The organism is Flavobacterium sp. FG68 (assembly GCF_057808895.1).
This window is the reverse complement of the sequence record NZ_JBMDIY010000013.1, coordinates 18,613-35,737: the sequence shown is the minus strand read 5'-3', so window position 1 is coordinate 35,737 and position 17,125 is coordinate 18,613. Positions and strand designations below refer to the sequence as shown.

Annotated in this window: 14 protein-coding genes; 6 read left to right on the top strand and 8 right to left on the bottom strand. The window is 34.0% G+C overall.

Annotation, left to right across the window (positions count from 1 at the left end; all coding sequences use genetic code 11):
- Positions 1 to 126 precede the first annotated feature (126 nt).
- Entirely contained in the window at positions 127 to 1,413 is a 1,287-nt protein-coding gene (locus ACODSB_RS10100) for an anthranilate synthase component I family protein (RefSeq protein ID WP_488936932.1), read from the bottom strand.
- Positions 1,414 to 1,597: 184 nt separating this feature from the next.
- Between ACODSB_RS10100 and ACODSB_RS10095 the strand changes: the two genes are divergently transcribed.
- Together ACODSB_RS10095 and ACODSB_RS10090 are read left to right on the top strand one after the other, a co-directional pair.
- Complete coding sequence (locus tag ACODSB_RS10095; RefSeq protein WP_488936931.1) at positions 1,598 to 2,491, top strand: DUF4349 domain-containing protein; 894 nt, start codon at positions 1,598 to 1,600, stop codon at positions 2,489 to 2,491.
- Between the two features lie 211 nt (positions 2,492 to 2,702).
- Complete coding sequence (locus ACODSB_RS10090; protein WP_053471099.1) at positions 2,703 to 3,077, top strand: DoxX family membrane protein; 375 nt, start codon at positions 2,703 to 2,705, stop codon at positions 3,075 to 3,077.
- Between the two features lie 55 nt (positions 3,078 to 3,132).
- Here the strand turns inward: ACODSB_RS10090 and ACODSB_RS10085 are convergent, their stop codons facing one another.
- From ACODSB_RS10085 to ACODSB_RS10075, 3 genes are all read right to left on the bottom strand, one after another.
- The gene (locus tag ACODSB_RS10085) at positions 3,133 to 3,675 is read right to left on the bottom strand and encodes a lipocalin family protein (RefSeq protein WP_488936930.1); all 543 of its coding nucleotides are present in this window, start codon (positions 3,673 to 3,675) and stop codon (positions 3,133 to 3,135) included.
- Between the two features lie 162 nt (positions 3,676 to 3,837).
- Positions 3,838 to 5,241 carry a dihydrolipoyl dehydrogenase gene (lpdA, locus tag ACODSB_RS10080; RefSeq protein WP_488936929.1) on the bottom strand — a complete coding sequence of 468 codons (1,404 nt, stop codon included), beginning with the start codon at positions 5,239 to 5,241 and terminating at the stop codon, positions 3,838 to 3,840.
- 423 nt (positions 5,242 to 5,664) lie between these two features.
- Positions 5,665 to 6,123: an Lrp/AsnC family transcriptional regulator gene (locus tag ACODSB_RS10075; RefSeq protein ID WP_053471104.1), complete on the bottom strand. Its 459-nt coding sequence runs from the start codon at positions 6,121 to 6,123 to the stop codon at positions 5,665 to 5,667.
- A gap of 437 nt (positions 6,124 to 6,560) precedes the next feature.
- On the opposite strand from ACODSB_RS10075, the gene ACODSB_RS10070 reads away from it, so the two are divergent.
- On the top strand, positions 6,561 to 7,793 hold the full coding sequence (locus tag ACODSB_RS10070; RefSeq protein WP_488936928.1) for an aminotransferase class I/II-fold pyridoxal phosphate-dependent enzyme: 1,233 nt from the start codon (positions 6,561 to 6,563) through the stop codon (positions 7,791 to 7,793).
- A gap of 182 nt (positions 7,794 to 7,975) precedes the next feature.
- Here the strand turns inward: ACODSB_RS10070 and ACODSB_RS10065 are convergent, their stop codons facing one another.
- Together ACODSB_RS10065 and ACODSB_RS10060 are read right to left on the bottom strand one after the other, a co-directional pair.
- Complete coding sequence (locus tag ACODSB_RS10065) at positions 7,976 to 9,907, bottom strand: amino acid permease (RefSeq protein WP_488936927.1); 1,932 nt, start codon at positions 9,905 to 9,907, stop codon at positions 7,976 to 7,978.
- A 324-nt stretch (positions 9,908 to 10,231) separates the two neighbouring features.
- Positions 10,232 to 13,138 carry an FAD-binding and (Fe-S)-binding domain-containing protein gene (locus tag ACODSB_RS10060; protein WP_488936926.1) on the bottom strand — a complete coding sequence of 969 codons (2,907 nt, stop codon included), beginning with the start codon at positions 13,136 to 13,138 and terminating at the stop codon, positions 10,232 to 10,234.
- Positions 13,139 to 13,491: 353 nt separating this feature from the next.
- On the opposite strand from ACODSB_RS10060, the gene ACODSB_RS10055 reads away from it, so the two are divergent.
- Entirely contained in the window at positions 13,492 to 14,175 is a 684-nt protein-coding gene (locus ACODSB_RS10055; RefSeq protein WP_488936925.1) for a hypothetical protein, read from the top strand.
- Positions 14,176 to 14,440: 265 nt separating this feature from the next.
- On the opposite strand, the gene ACODSB_RS10050 is transcribed toward ACODSB_RS10055, so the two are convergent.
- Positions 14,441 to 14,692 (bottom strand): hypothetical protein, encoded by a 252-nt coding sequence (locus ACODSB_RS10050; protein ID WP_073487221.1) that lies wholly within the window; start codon positions 14,690 to 14,692, stop codon positions 14,441 to 14,443.
- A 280-nt stretch (positions 14,693 to 14,972) separates the two neighbouring features.
- Between ACODSB_RS10050 and ACODSB_RS10045 the strand changes: the two genes are divergently transcribed.
- Together ACODSB_RS10045 and ACODSB_RS10040 are read left to right on the top strand one after the other, a co-directional pair.
- Positions 14,973 to 15,206 carry a hypothetical protein gene (locus ACODSB_RS10045; RefSeq protein ID WP_488936924.1) on the top strand — a complete coding sequence of 78 codons (234 nt, stop codon included), beginning with the start codon at positions 14,973 to 14,975 and terminating at the stop codon, positions 15,204 to 15,206.
- Between the two features lie 188 nt (positions 15,207 to 15,394).
- Entirely contained in the window at positions 15,395 to 15,871 is a 477-nt protein-coding gene (locus ACODSB_RS10040) for an REP-associated tyrosine transposase (RefSeq protein WP_488936923.1), read from the top strand.
- On the opposite strand, the gene ACODSB_RS10035 is transcribed toward ACODSB_RS10040, so the two are convergent.
- A complete protein-coding gene (locus ACODSB_RS10035) occupies positions 15,818 to 17,056 on the bottom strand; it encodes an AIPR family protein (RefSeq protein WP_488936922.1) in 1,239 nt (412 codons plus the stop codon). The two genes, ACODSB_RS10040 and ACODSB_RS10035, sit on opposite strands and share 54 nt — an antisense overlap.
- Positions 17,057 to 17,125 lie beyond the last annotated feature (69 nt).

The following is a 17,125-nucleotide window of genomic DNA, read 5'->3' as shown; positions in this document are numbered from 1 at the left end:
TAAATCTGCAAAATCTGCGTGAAACAAAAAAAATCCTTTTAATCCTTTTAATCTGTGGCTATACTTTTCACATCAAATTGAAGAAAAAAATTAGTGGAAATTCGTGCAATTCGTGGCAAACCAACTTTACCGCAAAACTTCGTGCATTGCTTTAGCTTTTAGCAGACATTCTTCGTATTCTTTTTTGGGAATTGAAAGAGATGTTATGGCGCTTCCTACCGAAAATGAGGCGTATTGTTTTTCCTGATTGTATAAAATACTACGAATAACGACATTGAAATCAAAATCACCTTCGGGGGTAAAATAACCAACGGCACCGCTGTAAAGTCCGCGTTTGGTTTCTTCCAGGCTTTCGATAATTTTCATAACCGAAATTTTTGGCGCTCCCGTCATACTTCCCATTGGGAAAGTTGTTTTCAAAACATCTAACGGAGAATATTGAGGATCTAATTTTGATGTTACGGTCGAAATCATTTGATGAACCTGAAGGAAAGAATAGATTTTGCAGAGTTCTTCAACCTCAACAGAGCCTTTTTGTGCCGTATGCGATAAATCATTGCGGACCAAATCTGTAATCATGATATTTTCAGCACGTTCTTTTGCGTCAGATTCAAGGAATTCTTTTGATTTTTGATCTTCTGCCGAATCTGAAAATCGTTTTGAAGTTCCTTTTATAGGCTGAGAAATAATTTTATCTCCTACTTTTTTAAGATAACGTTCTGGTGAAGCAGAAAGTAAATATTGTTTGTAATTTTTAAAGAAAACTGAAAATGGTGCTTGTGAAATTTCATTCAGCTTCTCAAATTTTTCTAACGGATTAATTACAGCATTCTCGGCAAAAAATTCCATACAAAAGTTTGCTTCATACATATCGCCTTTATGAATATGTTCGAGCATTTTAGTTACTTTTTCGATATATAATTCTTTAGAAATACGCTGCTTCACTTCGACTTCGCTCAGTGTGACAAACGGTTTGAAATGGCTAGTTGCAATCTCATTAAAATCATCTTCAACCTCATCATCACAAAGCATTAAATATTGTATTTCAAGCTGATTTCCTTTCAATACAAATATTTTTTTGGGTTGAAAAAAGAACAAATCCGGAAATTCTAATCCGTCAAAATTATTTGATTTTAAGTCTTCAGTATCATTTTTTAAATCATAAGATAAATAGCCAAACAGCCAGTCTTTTGTGGTTTGCTGGTATTGTTTTAAGTCATCAAAAGCGTTGTGAAAATCAGTTTTTAATGAGGTAAAAGCATCAACAGCCAGTAAACAATCAAAACTTGAATATTGCTGCGGATAAGAATTACTGTCTAAAAAAATGACTTCACGAAATTGCTGTGCCCAGGTTAAAAGCTGTTGTTTAAACTGCTCTGGGTTTGAAATAGGCTTGGTAATAGAAACTCTCAAAAATGAATGGATTTTTAAATTTCAAAATTACAACAAAAAAAGACCTTCGATAAAAGATTCCATAAAAATTATTGGCACACTTTTTAGTACATCGCTTTTATATTAATTCTCAAACGTTTTTAACAAATCAACCGAATTAATATCAGCCCATTATTTTATTTATTAATCAAATTTTTAAACCTTTATGAAAACAACTGCAAAATTAGGTTTGACCGCCTTAACTATTATTACTTTATTATTTTCCTGCAAAAAAGCAGATTACGATTCTGGGGAATTAGCAGATGCTAAAATGGCCGCAGATACTACTGCTATTTCATCTTCTGCTGCCGTAGAACAAAAAGACAGCAAACAGAAATTTATTCGAACTGCTGATATTAAATTCAAAGTTAAAAACGTCGTCAAATCTACTTATGCAATTGAAAACGCTGTTCAAAAATTTGGAGGTTTTGTTACTTATACCAATTTACAAAGCAACATTCACGATCAGATTAAAACTAAAATCAGTCAGGATAGTACACTTGAAACCACTAAATATTCTGTAGAAAATAATATTACCATTCGCGTTCCTAATACAAAGCTCGATACTATAATTAAGACTATTGCCAAACAAATTGCCTTTTTAGATTACAGAATCATAAAGGCCGATGATGTTTCTATAAAATTACTTGCTAATCAGCTTTCACAAAAAAGAGGCGTTGTAAACGAAAAAAGAGTCGAAAAAGCAATTGATTCTAAAGGCAAAAAAATAAATGATATTATAGATGCTGAAAATACGCTGGCTAATCAAAAAGAAGAAAACGATGATCGCATTATTGAGAATTTATCGATGCAGGATCAAATTAATTTCAGCACCATTACTTTACAGCTTTATCAAAACGAAACCATCAAACAAGAAATAATGGCGGGTGAAAAAGATAGTGCTGCTTATAAGCCTAATTTAGGTATTCAAATTATTGATGCTTTAAAAAGCGGATGGTATATTTTGCAGGCAATATTAGTATTCTTTGTTAATCTTTGGCCAATTATATTACTGATAATCAGCGGATTCTTTCTTTATAAAAAATATTATAAAAAATAAGAAAAGTGTTAATAAAACAACAATTTCATAATAAAAAATTCATTATATTTGATATAGCATTAAACTAATCCCAAAATAGAATATTATTGATTGTTAAATTCTCAATAAAACAAAGCTTAAAATAGATTTCAGCGTTTTATTTGAAGAATATTGATTTGAATTATCAGCACACTAATTATATCATTTTTAACCTATTCAAATTCTAAGTATTATGAAAATTGCTACTATTATTGTCCGCGTTTTAATCGGCCTTCTTTTGCTGTTTGCTTCTATTTCGTTCTTTTTTAAACTTGCGCCGGAACCAGAAACAACAGGAAATTTTAAGGCTTTTAATATGGGTTTAGTTGCTTCAACTTATTTGCTTCCCCTTGCAAAAACAGTTGAATTGCTTTGTGGTCTTTCATTTGTAACAGGTCGTTTTGTGACCTTGGCAAATATTTTGATTTTACCAATTACGATCAACATCTTATTTATCAATTATTTTTTAGCTCCTGAAGGCCTGCCAATTGCTGCCTTGCTTTTTCTGGCTAATTTATTTTTGATTTACAGATATTGGGATAATTATAAAACTGTATTTACACCTTGATTTTGTAAAGTATAAAACAAATAAAACCCGACATTTAAAATGCCGGGTTTTTTATTTAATTGGATTTATCGTGGTTTACCCAAACCAAGTCAGATATGTTATATCCTATTTCCTGGGCTTTGATCAAAAAATCTGCCTTAATGCTTTCTGGCATTGTAGTTTCTCTGGAAAGTATCCACATGTATTTTAGGCTCTCGCCTGCGACAAGTGCATATTTGTAATCGCTGTCTACTGCAATAATATTGTATCCTGAATAAAAAGGACCAAAAAATGAGACCTTGAGCATACCAACATTGTCTTTTTTGACAAACTTGGCTTTCCCGATGCTCTGTTCCCATCTGTCTTTTTTGACATCATAGCCCTTATTATCGACTCTAATGGTACCGTTATCGTTAAGAGAATATTCGGCGGTAACATTATCTAAGTTTCTTTCCCATTTGTAATCTAATCGTGCAATTTCAAACCATTTCCCTAAATACTTTGCCTTATCAAAATTGGTAACAGCAGCCGCTTTTTTAGGAATAGTCGAACCACAAGAATAAAGAACGAATGCAATTCCTGCTCCTAATAGTACCGGAGCAATATATTTGTTTTTCATGATGTAATCTTTTTATTATCATAAAGATACCATCTGAATTACACATCTAATTTACAAAATTTTTCTTGAAGTTTATATTTTTTCAGGCTAAAATTTAAACCCAAATAAAAACCCGTCTCGTTAAAAAACGAGACGGGTTTAAAATATGATTTACGTAAAAAATTATACGTGTATAGCTCTATTTTCAGTAGCTGCCAATGCTGCTTCTTTTACCGCTTCCGCGAAAGTTGGATGCGCATGGCTCATTCTTGAAATATCTTCAGCAGAAGCTTTAAATTCCATTGCAGTAACCGCTTCAGCAATTAAATCAGCTGTACGCGCTCCAATCATGTGAACTCCCAAAACCTCATCTGTTTTTTCGTCAGCAAGGATTTTTACGAATCCGTCTAAGTCAGCACTTGCTCTTGCACGTCCTAACGCTTTGAAAGGGAAACTTCCAGATTTATAAGCAATTCCTGCAGCTTTCAATTGCTCTTCAGTTTGTCCAACTGCAGCAACCTCTGGCCAAGTGTAAACTACACCAGGAATTAAGTTATAATCGATATGTGGTTTTTGACCTGCTAAGATTTCAGCAACCATTGTTCCTTCCTCTTCCGCTTTGTGTGCCAACATTGCTCCACGAACAACATCACCAATTGCATAAATATTTGGAACATTAGTTTGTAAATGATCGTTTACTTCAACTTGTCCTCTGTCTGAAATTTTAACTCCGGCTTTGTCAGCGTTTAATCCGTCTGTGTAAGGACGACGACCAACAGAAACTAATGAATAATCTCCTTCAAGAGTAATTGTTTCTCCTTTTGCATTTTCAGCCTGAACGGTAACAGCGTCGCCGTTTCTTTCTACTGATTTTACTTTGTGAGAAACGTAGAATTTCATTCCTTGTTTTTTCAATACTTTAGTTAATTCTTTTGAAAGAGAACCGTCCATTCCAGGAATGATTCTGTCCATGAATTCCACTACAGAAACCTGAGCTCCTAAACGAAGATAAACTTGTCCAAGCTCGATTCCGATAACTCCTCCACCAATAATTACTAAGTGTTTTGGAACTTCTTTTAAAGCTAAAGCTTCAGTAGAAGTAATGATTCTTTCTTTATCAATTTTAATGAATGGTAAAGAAGATGGTTTTGATCCTGTAGCGATTACAGTATATTTTGCTTCAATAGTTTCCGATGTTCCGTCAGCTTTTGCAACTGCAATGTGTGTTGCGTCTACGAAAGAACCTAAACCATTGAAAACAGTAATTTTATTTTTATCCATTAGGTAGTTGATTCCACCTACGGTTTGATCTACAACGGCTTGTTTGCGCGCGATCATTTTCTCTAAATTGATTTTTACATCTCCAGAAACTTCGATTCCGTGATCTGCAAAATGAGCAATTTCAGCATAATGATGAGAAGAAGATAATAATGCTTTTGAAGGAATACAACCTACGTTAAGGCAAGTTCCGCCTAATGAATTATATTTTTCTACAATTGCAGTTTTGAAACCTAATTGTGCGCAACGAATTGCTGATACATATCCGCCAGGACCTGAACCTATAATGACTACGTCAAATGAACTCATAGTATTTTGTTTTTATTTTAGCGGTTACAAAATTAAGGAATAAAGTTCTGTTTGAAGTTTAATTTTCAATGTTTTTTGCGTGAAATTTTGTGGAGAAGTTTTACCGCAAAGAGCGCTAAGATTTACGCAAAGGTTCGCAAAGTTTTTATTTTTTTAGTCTCGCAAAGACGCAGAGTCGCAAAGTTTTTTATGTCTGATATTGAATTAATAGCGTCCAGCTTTAGCTGGATGATAAATTGTAAAAATTGAAAAGGGCTTTAGCCAAACTGTAGTAGATTTGGCTAAAGCCCTTTTCTATTAAATTTCATCCCTCCAGCTAAAGCTGGAGGCAATTAAAATAAAAACGTAGAACCTTAGCAACTCAGAACCTCAGCCCCTTTAAAGAAACCTTTGAACCTTTGTCACTCTGAACCTTTGTGCCTCTTAAAAAGAAATCACCGTAGAGTTCTTGACCTCACTAATCATAAACATACTTTGTGTACTTCCAATATGTTGCAAACTTGTGAGTTTGGTTACTAAAAATTCCCTGTAAGCTTCCATATCTTTTACTAAGACTTTTAAAATATAATCATAATCGCCACTTACATGATGGCATTCTAAAACCTCATTTAACTTGATGACTTCGCTTTCAAATTTGGTTAGGAATTCTTTAGTATGCTGAATTAATTTTAAATGGCAAAAAACCACAAAACCTTTTTCAATTTTTGATTTATCGACTAAAGCAGCGTAGTTTTTAATTATGCCTTCTCGTTCAAGTTTTTTGATTCGTTCGTAAACTGCAGTTACCGAAAGATTGAGTTTTAAGGATAATTCTTTGTTTGTTTTTTTACTGTCGGTTTGAAGTAAAACCAGGAGTTTTTTATCGATTTCGTCTAAAGTCATGTTTGTATCATTGCGAGGAACGAAGCAATCTGATCCTCATAGTTACTGAAATGAAAGAAAATCTATTTAATTATGATTTATAAATCAAATTTAGATTAAAAATCATTATAAACGCATTTTAATAGATTTAAAATCTAATTAATAACTACATACTTGATTAATTTTCTAATTACAATTTACTTTGACTAGAATTTCTTTTGAAAACGAGAGTCCTAGCCCAGATTGAAGTGGAAAGCCCGGAGGAAAAAAGGCACAAGTTTCTTGTTTTAAAAAAGCGACCAACGGAAGCTCTTTTTAGAACATTAGAAACTTTGACTTTTTTACGAGGACTTGAAACGTAAAGCTGGAATAGCTCCTAAAAAAAATGTTTCATGTTTCAAGTTTCAGGTTGTTGGAACTTGAAACCTGAAACTTGAAACAAAACAAAAACTAACTATATGAAAAACTTTAACCCAGCAGATAAAATTCAGGATTTGCAGTACTTTGGTGAATTTGGCGGTGTGAATCCGTCGATTTCTGATTCTTCGACTTATACTTTTCTTTCGGCTAAAACTATGTTTGATACTTTCGAAGGAAATATGGAAGGCTGTTATTTGTATTCCCGCCATTCTTCGCCAAGTAATTTGTATTTGGATCAGGCTTTGGCAGCGATGGAAGGAACAGAAACAGCAAACGTTTCGGCTTCTGGAATGGGAGCGATTACGCCTACCCTATTACAGCTTTGCGGTGCGGGCGATCACATTGTTTCAAGCCGAACTATTTATGGCGGAACTTATGCTTTCCTGAAAAACTTTACACCAAGATTCGGGATTGAAACTAGCTTTGTTGATATTACCAAACTGGATATTGTAGAAGCTGCGATTACGCCAAATACAAAAGTTTTGTATTGCGAAACGGTTAGTAATCCGTTATTAGAAGTTGCTGATATTGCTGGTTTGGCTAAAATTGCTAAAAAGCATAATTTGAAATTGGTTGTCGATAATACGTTTTCGCCATTATCTGTTTCTCCTGCTAAATTGGGTGCTGATATCGTTATTCATAGTTTGACGAAATACATTAACGGAAGCAGCGATACGGTTGGCGGTGTAACTTGTGCGTCGAAAGAATTTATTAATTCGTTAAAAAATGTAAACTCTGGCGCAAGTATGCTTTTGGGACCTACAATGGATAGTTTACGTTCTGCTTCTGTAATGAAAAATCTTCGTACACTTCATATTAGAATTAAACAGCACAGTCACAACGCGCATTTTCTGGCGGATCAATTTGAAAAAGACGGTTTAAAAACGGTTTATCCAGGATTAAAAAGTCACCCGAGCCATGAATTGTATAAAACAATGATTAATCCGGAATATGGTTTTGGGGGAATGATGACGATTGATGTTGGTACTTTGGAAAAAGCCAATGAATTAATGGAGTTGATGCAAGCTAGAAATTTGGGTTATTTGGCGGTAAGTTTAGGTTTTTACAAAACGTTATTTAGTGCGCCGGGAACCTCAACTTCGAGTGAAATTCCGTTAGAAGAACAAAAAGAAATGGGACTAACGGATGGTTTGATTCGTTTTTCTATTGGTTTGGATAATGATATTGATCGTACTTATGAAATGATGAAACAGTGTATGGTTGAGCTTGGGATTTTAGAATTATCTAGCCCACGGGTTTTACAGGTTTAACAACTCTTGTTTGTCATTTCGACGAAGGAGAAATCTCCGCGAGAAGCTCTACAAAGATTGGATTCTCGTTAGGGAGTTACTTGCGGAGATTTCTCCTTCGTCGAAATGACAAAAAAACTCAAAAAAGCCGTTTTTAAATAATTTTAAAAACGGCTTTTCATTTATAATTTATAACTCTTAACTTATATCTTCACTATATTAAGTTTACTGTTTTTTCTACTATACGTAAAGTAAATAAACAGTCCAATTAGCAACCAAACTGTAAAGTAAATCCAGTTCCAAACGCTTAATTCGGCCATCATGTAAAGACAGCAGATTAATCCTAAAAGTGGAATTAAAGACAAGTTTCTTCTGAAAGCCCAAACGGCTAATCCAACTAAAACAAATAAGAATATCCACATAGGGATTTTGTGTTTGAATAAACTAAATCCTGATTCATATTTAGCAGAATCTGCAATTGGTAAACCTTTTACAACCTCAGCATATTTTGCATCGTCGTCTTGATATTGTCCTAATAAATGTTCTAAATCTGAAGTTTCGGCAGTTTTATTGTTTACTTCGATGCTTTCTAAATATTTGAAAACTTTTTCAGATTCTGATTTATCTAAAGATGTTACGATTGAAGTCGCATCATAAATTTGCGGTTCATTATTGATAAAAGCCATTGTAGCTTTATTATTGAAAGTAAAAGCGTAATACAATCCCGCAATCATTAAAACCGGTAAAATATATTTTGAATTTACATAAGGCGTTTTGAATTTTCCTCTTGGAATTTCAGGTTTGTTTTGTAGTACCAAAACTCCCGCACAAACCAATACAAAAGCAAATAAAGTTCCGATACTGCATAAATCAGTTACCATTGTCAAATTCAAAAATAAAGCCGGAATCGCTACTACAAAACCTGTTACGATTGTAGCAAATGATGGGGTTTTGAATCTTGGGTGAACGGTAGAAAATTTCTTTGGTAATAAACCATCACGGCTCATACTCATCCAGATACGTGGCTGTCCCATTTGGAAAACCAATAAAACGCTCGCCATCGCCACTACTGCACTTACGGCAATAATTCCCGACATCCATTTTAAGTCTAATTTATCGAAAACAAATGCAAGAGGATCTCCAACATTTAATTCGTGATATTTTACCATTCCGGTTAAAACCAAGGCAATAGCAATATATAAAATCGTACAAATGATAATTGCCCACATCATTCCGCGTGGTAAATCGCGCTGTGGATTTTTACATTCTTCGGCAGTTGTCGAAATAGCGTCAAAACCAATATAAGCGAAGAAAACAGCAGAAACTCCTTTTAAAACTCCTCCAACTCCATTTGGAGCAAACGGGTCCCAGTTTGCTGTATCTACATAAAATACTCCAACAGCAATTACTAAAAGTACCACACAAAGTTTTACCACAACCATTAAGTTACTCGCATTACGAGATTCTTTCATTCCTCTGTAAACCAAAGCTGTAATCAAAATGATAATGAATAATGCAGGTATATCGGTAACGAAATGAAAAGATCCAATAGTTGGCGCAGTTGTCCATGCTGTGTGTGCTTGCTGTAAAGCGACACTTAAATTTTCGAAAGATTTTCCACCGCGCATTAAAGCTTCGGCGTCATTATAACCGTTTGAAGCGGTTAAATAATCCATTTGAATCCATTGTGGTAAATGAATTCCACCGCTCTGGAGCAGTCCCGTAAAATAATCACTCCACGATATGGCGACCGTTATATTTCCTACGGCATATTCCATAATCAATGCCCAGCCAATAATCCAGGCAATAATTTCTCCAAAAGCAACATAAGAATAGGTGTAAGCACTTCCTGAAACCGGAACCATCGAAGCAAATTCGGCGTAAGCAAAAGCAGCAAAACTACAAGCCAAAGCCGTAAATAAGAACAAGAAAATAACAGCTGGTCCGCCATCTGCACTGGCTTTTCCAATTGTACTAAAAATTCCCGCTCCAACAATAGCCGCTATTCCAAAAGCAGTTAAATCTTTGGTCGTCAAATGTTTCCCTAGCGCATTATGACCATCTGATTCATTCTGAGCAACTTGCTTCAGAATATCCTGTACTGTTTTCTTTCGGAATAAACTTGAAAATGCCATATATGTTTTGTATTATAAATTAATTTAATTCAGTTGTTATGGTTTTATTTTGCAAATAATGCAAAAATTATCCTTATTTCAAATATATAAAACGATTTTGTTTTACGTGAATATTTTTTGCCCGCGGATTGTACGGATTTAACTGGTTTACGCTGATTGTTTTTTTGCCACGAATTACACTAATTTCTCGAATTATTTTTTCTGCCAACTGATTTTACAGATTAAACAGGTTAGCACAGTTTTTTTTAATCATTGTGTGTGTTCAATATTTTTTAAATATTTCCGTGTTAATCCGTTTAATCTGTAAAATCAGTGGGCCATCTCTCACTTCAAACAATTCCTTAAAATACTAACCGGATGTTGTGCTTCTCGTTTTGTTCCGTCATAAATTTGATGGCGGCAGCTGGTTCCTGCAGCGGCGATTTTTACGTTTTCGGCGGTGTTTCTTACTTTTGGGAAAAGCGTGTCTTCTCCCATTTGCATACTCACTTTATAATGTTCTTTTTCATAACCAAAAGAACCCGCCATTCCGCAGCAGCCCGAATTATAAATCGTAACCGTATTATTTTTAGGAAGGTTCAGCATTGCAAAAGTCGCTTCAACAGAACTTAATGACTTTTGATGACAATGTCCGTGAATTTTAATTTCTTTCGTTTCTTCAGAGAAAGAATCCGGCGTTATTTTACCGTCGATGATTTCTTTTTTGAAGAATTCTTCGATTGTAAAAGCATTTTGAGACAAACGTTCTGCACTTTCTTTATCGGATGCCAATCGTAAATATTCATCTCTAAAAGTCAAAATCGCCGAAGGTTCAATTCCAATTAACGGCGTGTTACTCGAAATCAAATCTTTGAAAATATTAACATTTATATCCGTAATCTTTTTAGCTTCTTCCAAAAATCCTTTTGACAAATAAGTTCTTCCGCTTTCTTCGTGATTTACAATTAAAACTTCGTAACCTAATTTCGTTAATAATTCAAAAGCATCAATCCCGATATTTACGTCGTAGTAATTGGTAAATTCATCAACAAACAAATACAATTGTCCATTTGGAAAATCTGTGCTTTTTGGTTTATTATTTTCATACCATTTTCTAAAAGTCTTTTTCGCCAAAAGCGGAACTTGTCTTTCGGGTGCAATTCCCATTGATTTTTTAACAAGCGACTGATTCGAAATAAAATTCGTAATCGACGGAAACAAACTTCCCATTTTGTTCAATTTTGCATTGTTGGCAAAAATTTTACTTCGGGTCGAAAATCCGTTTGCTTTTTGATATTGGTATAAAAATTCTGCTTTTAGAGTTGCAACGTCAACATTACTAGGACATTCGCTTGCGCAGGCTTTACAGCTTACACACAACTCAAAAACTTCGTATAATTCTTTCTGGTCAAATTTATTTTCTTTTTCAGAATACGTCAAATATTCGCGTAAAGCGTTTGCTCTCGCACGAGTAGTTTCTTTCTCGTTTCGTGTTGCACGATAACTCGGACACATCGCTCCTCCCGCCGATGGCATTTTTCTACAATCGCCAGAACCGTTGCATTTTTCAGCGGCACGCAAAATTCCCAAACTGTCTGAGAAATCCTGAAACGTTTTAATATCCGGTTCTACCCTTCCTGAAATGACGCGATGGTTTTCATCCATTTTCAAAGCGTTGACAATCTTCCCGATATTTAAAACCGAGTTCGGATCAAATGCTAATTTGATTCTTTTCAGCAATTCGTAATTCTTCTCGCCAATCATAAACGGAATAAACTCGCCGCGCACGATTCCGTCGCCATGTTCACCGCTTAAGGAACCTCTGTATTTTTTTACCAAATGTGCCACTTCCGTCGCAATGGTTCTGAATAATTTTAAGTCTGATGTTTTCTTCAAATTCAAAACCGGACGCAAATGCAATTCTCCCGCTCCGGCATGCGCATAATAAATCGCTTCCTGACCGTGACGCAACATCATCGCCGAAAACTCTGCAATATACGCTGGCAAATCACTTAATTCAACCGCTGTGTCTTCAATAGAATCTGCTGCTTTATTGTCGCCTACAATACTTCCTAAAAGTCCTAGTCCGGCTTTTCTAAGTTCGTTTGCTTTATCAATATCGGCTCCGTAAATTTTCACGAGCGCGTAACCAAAATTGTTTTTTTCTAAATCTGCAATTAAAGCGTTGGCCTGATTTTCGGCATCTTCTAAAGTGTGAGACGCTACTTCAAACAACATAATTGCTTTTGGTTCTCCAACTAAAAAGAATCGATTTTTGATGTGTTCCCGATTGGTTTTGGTACAATCCAAAATCGTGTCGTCGATCATTTCGCAAGTGTACAAATGATGTTTCATTGCCACAACAACAGATTCCAAAGATTCCTGAATCGTATGATAATGTCCAACGACCATAATACTGTGCGCTGGCGGTAAATCGTCGACTTTTAAAGTAATTTCGGTTGTAAAGGCCAAAGTTCCTTCGCTTCCGCAAAGTAGTTTTCCGAGGTTGATTGTTGGTTCTGTTCCGCCAAATAATTCTGATCTTAACAAAATATCAACGGCGTAACCTGTATTTCGTCTGTGAATTTCCGGTTTCGGAAACTCTTTTATAATTTCTTCCTGAATTGCTTTTACCGAAAGTTCGTCGTAAACGCTTTTGTAGATTTTATTTTCTAAAGAATCGCCTTTGGTTTTCTCGATAAATTCTGCCGAAGTCAATTCGCTAAAAGCCACTTCTGTTCCATCGCTTAAAATCACTTTTACCTCAGCAATTTTATCACGCGTAACACCATACCGAATCGAAGTTGTTCCAGATGAATTATTTCCCACCATTCCGCCAATCATCGCTCGGTTTGAAGTTGATGTAATTGGTGCAAAGAAAACGCCATGAGGTTTTAAAAACAAATTCAGTTCGTCGCGAATAACGCCGGGCTGAACCGTAACCGTTTTTTTCTCAGCATCGTAACCTAATATTTTGGTAAAATGTTTTGAAACATCAACCACAAGTCCGTCTCCAACCGCTTGTCCGGCAAGTGAAGTTCCCGCAGTTCTTGGCGTAATCGAAATATTATGCTGTGCCGCAAAGCGAATTAATTTGCTGATATCTGCGGTTGTTTTAGGCAAAGCCACCGCATTTGGCCGAATTCGATACACTGATGCATCTGTAGAATATAGTGTTTTATGAAGATCATCGTATAAAAGTGTGCCTTCTAACGATGCGGCTAATTCTTGTAACTCCTTATTTATTGACATTCTGACTTATTTTTGTCTAAAATTCATGATCCTGAGTTACAAAAATACTTCTTTTTTAGGTGTTTTTATAAGGTACAAAGACACAAATTGACACAGCAGCAAAGGTTTTCTTTTCTTGGGCCTTTATAAACCCAATTGTCACCCTGAGCGAAATCGAAGACTCATAAAACATATATTTTTAATACCCCCCTTAGAATTTGGAATTTATCCCGAAACTTCAGGATTGGAATTTTATACCCAATTGTCACCCTGAGCGAAGTCGAAGGCTTTTGAAACCAATATTTCAATACAGCCTTTTAGAATTTGGTATTTCAAAAATTGAAATTTATATTTGAGTTACAAATCTCCAATATATGAACCAGCCAAACAGAATCCATTTTTTAGGAAATCCATATCCAAATGGTCACACTTTAGAACAATTTAAATGGAACGGAAGAATCGAAGAAGATGAATCGATTTGGTTTGATTTTCATTTAAAAACAGATGATTATTATGCCGAAGATCAATCCGAAGACGACGATGAAGAATTTAAAGGTGACTGGTATTCAAAAGGAGTCTGGGGCAATTTTCATCAATGTACTATGTCTTCAACACATTGGGGAGATTATGGAATTAAAATCAATAAAACTTCACAAAAAGCTGTTTTCAATGATTTTATAAAAGATGATTTATTGGCAGACACTTTTCCTCTTGATGATGATTTTGATTATGATGAAATCGCATTCGGGATTTATTTATTAGGACACGATACTTGCGCCAATCATAGAATAAAAATCACAGAAACCGCACAAAACAAATATGATATTGAATGGACTGGAAAAATTGCTTTAACCTATTCCGGAGCCGACGAATTCAGACATGATTTTGAGCTTCTTCTTCAAAATGCTGAATTTGACGGTTTTTATTATCCTAAATCCTGGTCGCTCGAAAAAGCAACAGATTTCTTTAAAACCAATTTTAAAGATTTTGAAGAATACGAATTTGTCGATCTCAACCCAAAAAGCAACAAACGAGAGTATAAATTTAAAAAGAAATAAATCTCTTTAACCCAATTGTCATCCTGAGCCATCCCGATAGCTATCGGGAAAAGGCTTATGAAAACTTTACAATTTCACAAACACAATTGTCACCCTGAGCGAAGTCGAAGGCTAATGGAAACGTAAATTTTCTCGTTTTGGAATTTGATACTTAAAAAATTGGAATTTTATTTTTTAGGAGCTATTTCCTGCTGTCCGCTATATCTTTTGTGGCGAACCCCGCCACAAAAGGATGCCGCTTCCATTAGGGCTAGAAATCTCGTTTTCATAAGAAGATTTTAGTGAAATATAAATAAAGTCGTTTCAAAACTTCAAATAAAAAAACAATTAATCCAATTCCTGCAATAATATAAACTCTCCAACTTCGCATTTTAGTAATTGAATTCATTTCTAAACCTTCTTCTTCTAGTTTTTTAGATTCTTTTATATCTCCTGATCTAATCCACCAAATTAAAAAACCACAAAAGATGATTCCAGCAATTATCTTTAAAATATTTTCGTCTTGTATATATTTCATTTATTTGAATATTCTCTTTTGTAAAAATAACGTTTTATATTTACCTCGTAGAGATTGTTTAGTCTATTTAGCTCATTTTTAAGCCTTAATAAAATATATTATTTTTCTTACTTTTTATTGTTGTTTTTTGATACATTTACAATTCTTAAACTACAACATTAAGAACGAAATAAGATTTGCCCTTGTATTATGTGTGCGGTATCGGAAACGGCCGTAAGCGCTGTTGTAGGCGTTAGAAGCACTAATTTACAAGGGTTTTTTATTCTAAAACTACAACAATATGAGTAAAAACACACTTTCAAAAGAAACCCAAATCAGGCTTTTGAATTTTTTCAATGAAAGAATTGAACCTGAAGAAATGGCTAAAACACTAAGGCAGGTAAATTTCACACTTGCATTAGGTGTTTTAAGCGAACACGAAGAACTTCAAAACGAAATCAACAAACTAAGGGATAGTTTTTACTGGCTCAATGAATTAGCTGAAATTTTAAATCCTTATTTGGATTTGGAGTAAATTTTAAAAAAGTAAAACCTCGAATTCAAAATCGAGGTTTTCTCTTTTAGTAATTGATAAACTTTGTAGGCACGAGCGGGACGCTCGCGCCAGCAGAGAGGTTCTTGATTTTGAGAACTATTTTAAGACGCTAGCGCGAGCGTCCCGCTCGTGCCCGCAAAGTATTTCCAGCATTAGATAAAAAACAAATGAGCAGAAAATATAAATTTGGAGAAAAAACTGGAGCATATTTTATCAGTTTTGCTACAGTTTATTGGATAGATGTATTTACAAGAGAAGAATATTTTGGAGCAATCATCGAATCTCTAGATTATTGTCGCAAACATAAATCAATGGAAATTTATGGATATTGTATAATGCCAAGTCATATTCATTTAATTTTCAGATCCGGAAGTGGAGATCCTTCAGGATTGATAAGAGACTTTAAAGGATTTACTTCAAGAAAACTGCTTAAAACAATCGAAGAAAATCCGCAAGAAAGCAGAAAAGAATGGATGCTATGGATGTTTGAAAGAGCCGGAAAGAAGAATAGTAATGTGAAATTCAGGCAGTTTTGGCAGCAAAATAATCAACCAATAGAAATTTGGTCTCTAAAAGTTTTTGAGCAAAAGCTAAACTATATTCATAACAATCCTCTTGAAACTGGTTTTGTTAATTATTCTTGAAACATCCTTATCATTATATTGCCTCGGTTTGCGTTCATAAAAATAATCATGAATTTCAAAGGCTCTTTCAAAATCTCTTTGTATTTTATCATTTGCCCTTAAATTTCTATTTGTAATTTTATTTTGATTATTTGTAGTCAACACAACTTTATCAACTAAAGATAAATCTGATGTTTCAAATATTTTAAGAATTACATTTGCATTTTCTTGAAGTAATCCTTCCTTTTCTGCAATTGCTAAAGATGATGAAGTTTGACATCCATTTACAATTTGAAGATTTTCAATTTTCATATGGGGATTATCTGGATCAGTGACTGGATCGACTTTATCGCAAACTATTGTTACTCCATTATTTAAAAACCAAAAAAGATAACTCATTTCTTCATCAGAGCAAGTTTCTTTTATATCTTTATTAACCGTTCCAAGATTTCCTAGATATTTTCTAACATTTAAATCAAAAACAAATCCTTTATCATCATCATTTACTATTCTCGCAATTTCTTTTGCCGTAGTTGTACATATAATCCCTTTCAATCCATAAGAATGATATTTAATTAGCGATGGTGAATTTGCATCATATTTAATTTTAATGTTAGCATTAATCTTTTTATTTTTCTTTTCTTGTGAGTTAAGTCTATCTACAATTTCTATAGCGCCAATCATCTCAAAAGAAAAAGATGAAAAAGTTTCATTATCGAATTGTTTCAAAATATTATTAAGCTCTTGAATACATTCATCTGAAATATTTGTTGATAAACTATTTGATATATATGCGACCTCAACATTTATATTTGATGGACCAACCAAATTAATTAAATCTTTGCATTCAAATATTTTATCCTTAAATTTTACATTAGTTAAACTATGTATACTTGCTTTTTTTTGATTAAAAATCCAATTAAGTCCATTTCTAATTTGAATTAAGGAATTAGATGAGAAAGAATTTTCATTTTTCACTTGTGTTATATATATTGTTCCTTCTCCGTCTTTTTGATCTATCGTTATATTATCAATTTGTTTATCTTGTCCTCCATCAACATCGTCATTTGGATCAAATGAATATACACTATTGTCTGTAAATAAACTATGTGCAAATATCTGAAAAGCTTTATCTTCATTTTTTAAAACTAAAGTTTCATTTAATTTTTCAATTTGATCTAGAACAATTTGTTGTCTTATATCCATTTTTAATATTTTTTGTTTAAAATCCTAAAAAACTTATTATTAATAGTTTTCATTATTCTCTAGAAATTT

Excerpts from the sequence above, each read along its gene's own strand:
- ACODSB_RS10060 (WP_488936926.1), bottom strand. The coding sequence starts at position 13,138 with ATGTCAATAAATAAGGAGTTACAAGAATTAGCCGCATCGTTAGAAGGC.
- ACODSB_RS10085 (WP_488936930.1), bottom strand. The coding sequence starts at position 3,675 with ATGAAAAACAAATATATTGCTCCGGTACTATTAGGAGCAGGAATTGCA.
- ACODSB_RS10050 (WP_073487221.1), bottom strand. The coding sequence starts at position 14,692 with ATGAAATATATACAAGACGAAAATATTTTAAAGATAATTGCTGGAATC.
- ACODSB_RS10075 (WP_053471104.1), bottom strand. The coding sequence starts at position 6,123 with ATGACTTTAGACGAAATCGATAAAAAACTCCTGGTTTTACTTCAAACC.
- ACODSB_RS10065 (WP_488936927.1), bottom strand. The coding sequence starts at position 9,907 with ATGGCATTTTCAAGTTTATTCCGAAAGAAAACAGTACAGGATATTCTG.
- ACODSB_RS10035 (WP_488936922.1), bottom strand. The coding sequence starts at position 17,056 with ATGGATATAAGACAACAAATTGTTCTAGATCAAATTGAAAAATTAAAT.
- ACODSB_RS10090 (WP_053471099.1), top strand. The coding sequence starts at position 2,703 with ATGAAAATTGCTACTATTATTGTCCGCGTTTTAATCGGCCTTCTTTTG.
- ACODSB_RS10055 (WP_488936925.1), top strand. The coding sequence starts at position 13,492 with ATGAACCAGCCAAACAGAATCCATTTTTTAGGAAATCCATATCCAAAT.
- ACODSB_RS10040 (WP_488936923.1), top strand. The coding sequence starts at position 15,395 with ATGAGCAGAAAATATAAATTTGGAGAAAAAACTGGAGCATATTTTATC.
- ACODSB_RS10095 (WP_488936931.1), top strand. The coding sequence starts at position 1,598 with ATGAAAACAACTGCAAAATTAGGTTTGACCGCCTTAACTATTATTACT.
- lpdA (WP_488936929.1), bottom strand. The coding sequence starts at position 5,241 with ATGAGTTCATTTGACGTAGTCATTATAGGTTCAGGTCCTGGCGGATAT.
- ACODSB_RS10070 (WP_488936928.1), top strand. The coding sequence starts at position 6,561 with ATGAAAAACTTTAACCCAGCAGATAAAATTCAGGATTTGCAGTACTTT.
- ACODSB_RS10045 (WP_488936924.1), top strand. The coding sequence starts at position 14,973 with ATGAGTAAAAACACACTTTCAAAAGAAACCCAAATCAGGCTTTTGAAT.